Below are 5,602 nucleotides of genomic sequence, written 5' to 3' on the forward strand. Positions count from 1 at the left end.
GGTCCGGCGGACCCGGGCCCCGGGTCCGCCGGACCGGCCGCCGTCCGCACCCACCGCCCCACCCGGCCCACCGGGCCGCCCGTACCCCCGTCCGGCACCCAGCAGCAGGAGATCGTCCCATGGCCGGTGAAAAGGCCGACGTCAAGCATTTCGACCTCAAGCAGATGGAGAACTTCCGGGACAACGAGGTGCAGCCGGTCTACACGGCGGCCAAGAAGCACCGCGAAGAGGGCGACGGATCCACCATCCGCCCGCTCGGCCACCTCGTCGACGGGCACACCACCCCGGACAACCTCGACCAGAACCAGCAGCTCCTGCGCATCGGCAAGATGGCCACCGAGCCCCTGGTCTCGGGACCGAAGCTGATCGAGGGCGTCCGCACCACCGCGGAGGCCATCGACAAGCTGCTGGGCGACCAGATGGATCTCTTCAAAGAGCTGAAGGAAGCCCTCTCGGACACCATCGAGGAGGCCAACAAGACCAAGAACAAGAACCTGGACGCGATCGACGCGCAGACCCTGCTGCAGACGTTCGAAGAGGTCGACACCCTCACGGCCGGCGGCACGGAAGAAGAAGACGAGGACTGACCCCGCCTGTGCCGGCGGTGGCCACGACCAGCCGGCGCGCTCCGTAAGACACCCACGCCCGCGCACCCGTACGAAGAAACGGTGTGCCGGTGCGGACGACAACCGACCAGAAAGGGCGCCCGGTGGCCGATCGCTACGACCCCAACTCCGGCACCAACCTCGACAAGTTCGACAACGCCGGCGACCCGTCGAGTGACGTCTGGGCCACCCTGGTCAAACACATCACCGGTTATCCGGTGCCGGACCGCAGCACCATCTTCGACACGCTCCGCTCCGACCACGGCGGCAAGCTCTTCCGGATGGACATCAAGGAGCGCAGCCTCAGCCTGATGGTCAAGGACTCCGGGTTCCTGACCAACACCGGCGAGGACTACGACATCTTCTTCTTCGACGGCGGCAAGAAGACGAAGATCATGCAGGCCCGGATCGTGTTCGAGGGCCGCGTGAAGGCCGGCGAGGAGATCATCTTCGCCGGTCCCGGCTCCGACAACGTCAATGACGCGCAGGTCCGTGAGGGCAACGAGTTCACGGACTACAACAAGGACAAGATGTCCACCATCCCGCTCGCCCGGTACATGAACGGGCCGCGGACGGCGCTCCTGGAGCTGCTGAGGGGCGGCACCCAGAACGCCCGGTTCAGCAACCTGAGCGTGGGCGGCAGCGACGCGGTGGACCTGAACTCCTTCAACCGGACGGGCGAGTCCTTCGACTACGCCGCCAAGTTCTTCCGGGACCACCAGGTGGTCCTGAAGGACTGGGAGGACCGTTTCAGCAAGGATGACGCCAGCTGGAAGGGCGAGGCCGCGGAAGTCTTCCGCAGCCTGCTGAAGAAGATCCGCGAGAACTACGACGCCTACATCGAGACCTTCGACTCCTCGGCCGGCACCGGCGACGAGACCGGCACCGGCAACACGGTGTACTCGCGCGCCCTGTCGCTCGGCCGCAAGTACCTGGAGGACTCCGCCAGCAAGCTGCTGGAGGCCTGGCTGGCCTGGGCGAAGTCCCCGTACTACGACCCGCACCAGGTGCTGCGCTACGTCCTGGACGACCTCGCCCAGTGGGTGGACGCGAACAACGTCGCCAAGACGAACATCACGTCCACCAGCAACCGCTACACCACCACCGTCCGGCACAGCCCGCAGGGCGGCTTCACCCAGACGCACCCCGAGTACGGCGACCTGACCGACATCGCCAACTGGGCCAAGGTCGGTGACAAGGCGGTCAAGGTCTGGAGCCAGGGCGTCGAGGACTACCTGAGCAAGCCCGCCGCCACGGTGCAGTCGAACCTGAACAACCACTTCCTCGAACTCGGCGAGGACTTCGCGGACAACGTGCCCAAGCCGAAGTCGACCAGCACGGCCTCGGAGGAGTACGAGGAGAAGAAGGCCGAGGAGGAGAAGGAGGAGATCAAGAGGCAGAACGAGGAGAACAAGAAGTACCAGGACGAGCTGCGGGAGGAGCAGAACCGGCAGCGCGAGGAGGACAAGAAGTACCAGGAGGAGCTGCGTGCCGAGCAGGAGAAGCAGCGCGAGGAGGACAAGAAGTACCAGGACGAGCTGCGGGAGGAGGCGAACAAGCAGCGCGAGGAGGACAAGAAGTACCAGGACGAACTCCGCAACGAGCAGAAGGCGGAGCAGGAGGAGGCCAAGCGTGAGGCCGAGGAACTGCGCAACGAGCAGAACCAGCAGCGCGACGAGGACAAGAAGTACGCGGACGAGCTCCGCGAGGAGCAGAAGCGCGAGCAGGAAGAGGCCAAGCGCGAGGCCGAGGAGCAGGCCAAGGAGGTGCAGGAGAGCCTCGGAGGCATCAACGACCCCAACAATCCGGCCAACCAGCAGAACCTGGACAGCCTCGACGACCTGCTGAACCAGAACAACCCGGTCACCACCGAGAGCCTTGGCGACCTCGGAGACATCAACGGCAACGGGAACGGCGAGGGCAACGGCAACGGCGAGACCGACCTGGGGCCGGTCACCTCGAACCTCGGTAACCTCGGCTCGCTGAACTCGCTCAAGTCCCCGACCGGCGGCAACACCCAGGCCGACGGCGGCAAGCTCACCACCGACTTCCCGGACGGCAGCACCACCTCGTTCGACCCCGACACCGGGACGCTCACCACCACGTCCCCGGACGGCAATGTCACCACGCAGGACCTGGGTGACGGTCTGAAGGTGACCAACCCGGACGGTTCGGTGACGTCGCTGGGTGACGACGGGAAGCTGACGACCACGTTCCCGGACGGTACGACCCAGACCGTGGACCCCACGACCGGCCAGGCGATCACCACCAACCCGGACGGCACCACCACGACGACCGACCTGGGCAGCCTCACCGACCTCAACGGCACCGCCAACGGCGACGGAGTGCTCGACGGCCCGACCGGCGCCAGTACGCAGCTGAACAACGCCGGTGACCTGACCACCGACTTCCCGGACGGCAGCACCACCTCGTTCGACCCGGACACCGGGACGCTGACCAGCACCTCGCCGGACGGCAATGTCACCACGCAGGATCTGGGTGACGGTCTGAAGGTGACCAACCCGGACGGTTCGGTGACGTCGCTGGGTGACGACGGGAAGCTGACGACCACGTTCCCGGACGGCACCACCCAGACCGTCGACCCGTCGACCGGCCAGGCGACCACTGTCGACCCGGACGGCGGGACGACGACCGAGAACCTCGGCAACCTGGGCAGTCTCAACAGCCAGAACAGTCAGAACAACCTCAACGACCTGAACAACCTGAGCGATCTCAACGACCTGAACGATCTGAACGACCTCAACAACGACGTGACCACCGAGTCGCTCGGCAACCTCGGGGACCTCAACGCCGACCAGTCGGCCCTGGAGACCCCGACCGGCGGCGAGGTCCAGCTCGACGACAGCGGCGACTTCCTGACCACGTTCGCGGACGGCGGCTCGTCCACGTTCGACCCGGACAACGGCATGCTCACCACCACCGACGCCGACGGCAACACCCAGACCGTCGACCTCACCCACGGCGCACGGGTCGCCAACCCGGACGGGTCCTTCACCACCCTGGACAACGGTCAGCTGACCACCACGTTCCCGGACGGCAGCAAGCAGGTCATCGACCCGGACACCGGTATCGCCACCGTCACCGACGCGCAGGGCAACACCGAGAAGGTGGACCTGCACGACCTGAACTCGTCGAACAACGACAGGTCGAGCGTCCTCGACGGGCTCGGAGACCTCAACGGCGTCGGAGACATCGACGGGCTGGGCGGGGGCGGCGGGGGCGACGGCACCACGTCCCGCGACGTACCGCTCTCCGAGCTGAACCTCGGCGGCGGCGGTACAGGACTCGGGTCCACCGGCGGCGGCCTCTCCGGGTCGGACTCCCTGTCCTCGGACTTCAGCTCGTCCGGTGTCGCCCCCCTCTCCGACAGCACGGCCTCCCCGCTCGGCGCCGCCACCGCGGCGGCCGCCGCGGGCGGGACCCCCGGCGCCCCCGGGACGCCCGGCAGCCCCGGTATGCCGATGGGTGGCGCGGGCGGCATGGGCGGCGGCGCCGAGAAGGGCAACGGCGAGCGGGTGCGCTCCGTCCTGGTCGACGCGGCCGAGGAGAGCGAGCGCCGCAACCGCCGGCGGCGCAGCCCGTGGAACCGGCAGGAGGACAGCGACACGTTCCTGGCCCCGGCCTCCCGGGTCAACACCACCGGCGGCGGTGGCGACTCCACCGAGGAGGAGCAGGAGCCGGGCCGCAGGGCCACCAGCTCCGTCGACTACCTGGACGAGGACGCGGACGTGTGGGGCACCGAGGAGGGCGGCACGCCGGCCGTGATCGGACGGTGAGCACGGGGGAGGGCCGGTGCGATCGCCGCGGGGACCTTCGTGACCACTACGAGGCCCTTCATGACCACCGCGGAGACCGGCGGGATCGCTGTCGGGACCGGCGCGACCACGGGGGAGAGACGAATGCCACCCCTTCCCGGCTTCCGCGAAGCGGCCCTCACCAGGCAAGATCAGTGGGGGAGTTGCCGACGAGAAGGGCGGGGCGGGCGTGACGGAACCGCTGGAGAAGCGACTGGAGAAGGCGATGGCCGAACTCCAGGCCGCCCAGGAGGCGGTCGCGCGCACCGAGCGCGAGCTGCGCCAGGCGTCGTTCGCGGTGCTCTCCTCCGACCGCGCGGTCCGCGCCACCGTGGGCCCGCAGGGTGAGCTGACCGGGATCGAGTTCCTGGAGAACAAGTACCGCGACATGTCCCACCAGGAGCTGTCCGCCAGCGTCCTGGAGGCGGCGAACGCCGCACGCCTGAAGATGAACAAGCACGTGATGAAGGCGATGGCACCCTTCGCCGAGCCGAGCGCCGACGTGCCGGAGCTGAAGGGCTTCGAGTTGGACTGGGAGCGTATCTTCGGCCCCGAGGTGCTGCGCGAGGACGACGAGGACACGGCACGCGAGGTCGAGGCCGCCCCCGGCTGGCGGGACGCGCTCGGCGAGGACGGGGAGGACTGACCATGGGACAGCGCTACTACGTCGACCCGCAGCGCATCGAGGCCCTGGCGGGGCAGCTCGAGGAGATCGGCGCCCTCACCAGGAGCATGACCGAGGAGTTCTTCGACGAACTGGCCCCCACGGTCAGGTGGCCCGGCACGGAGGGCGAGTTCGCCGAGAAGGCCAAGCCCCAGGAGCAGAAGGAGCGGCAGACCACCAAGGACACCATGATGTCCATCCGCGACGCACTGGTGGGCATCACCGACGCCACGGTCAGCCAGGTCCGGCTGATGAAGAACACCCGTGACGCCAATATCGAGGACATCGAGCAGAACAACAGGGAAATCGACACCCATGGGCTGGACGGCAACAGCGGCCCGGGCGGGCATGGTCGCCGCTGACCTCCGCACCGAAGGCCGCTCCCGCGTCATGATGCCGGGAGCGGCCGCTCCGTCCTGCCCGAACGCCGCGCGAGCCTGCCCTGACGGCGCGCCAGGCGACCCGAACGGCACACCAAACAGCCCGGACGGCGCACAGGGTGGTGGCCCCCGGTGAGC

The 5,602-nt window shown here is 68.2% G+C and carries 4 protein-coding genes; all 4 read left to right on the plus strand.

What is annotated here, in order from left to right:
• The first annotated feature begins 119 nt into the window (after positions 1–119).
• The 4 genes from IE278_RS18795 (at position 120) to IE278_RS18810 (ending at position 5,446) form a co-directional block, all read left to right on the plus strand.
• A complete protein-coding gene (locus tag IE278_RS18795) occupies positions 120–587 on the plus strand; it encodes a type VII secretion system-associated protein (protein ID WP_189773764.1) in 468 nt (155 codons plus the stop codon).
• Between the two features lie 122 nt (positions 588–709).
• Positions 710–4,402, plus strand: coding sequence for an AAWKG family protein (locus IE278_RS18800; protein WP_189774106.1), 3,693 nt, complete (start codon positions 710–712; stop codon positions 4,400–4,402).
• A gap of 208 nt (positions 4,403–4,610) precedes the next feature.
• Positions 4,611–5,066, plus strand: coding sequence for a YbaB/EbfC family nucleoid-associated protein (locus tag IE278_RS18805; protein WP_189773766.1), 456 nt, complete (start codon positions 4,611–4,613; stop codon positions 5,064–5,066).
• 2 nt (positions 5,067–5,068) lie between these two features.
• Positions 5,069–5,446: a hypothetical protein gene (locus tag IE278_RS18810; protein ID WP_189773767.1), complete on the plus strand. Its 378-nt coding sequence runs from the start codon at positions 5,069–5,071 to the stop codon at positions 5,444–5,446.
• Positions 5,447–5,602: the final 156 nt, after the last annotated feature.

Origin of the sequence: Streptomyces tauricus (genome assembly GCF_014650955.1) — a bacterium.
Taxonomy (GTDB): Bacteria; Actinomycetota; Actinomycetes; order Streptomycetales; family Streptomycetaceae; genus Streptomyces; species Streptomyces tauricus.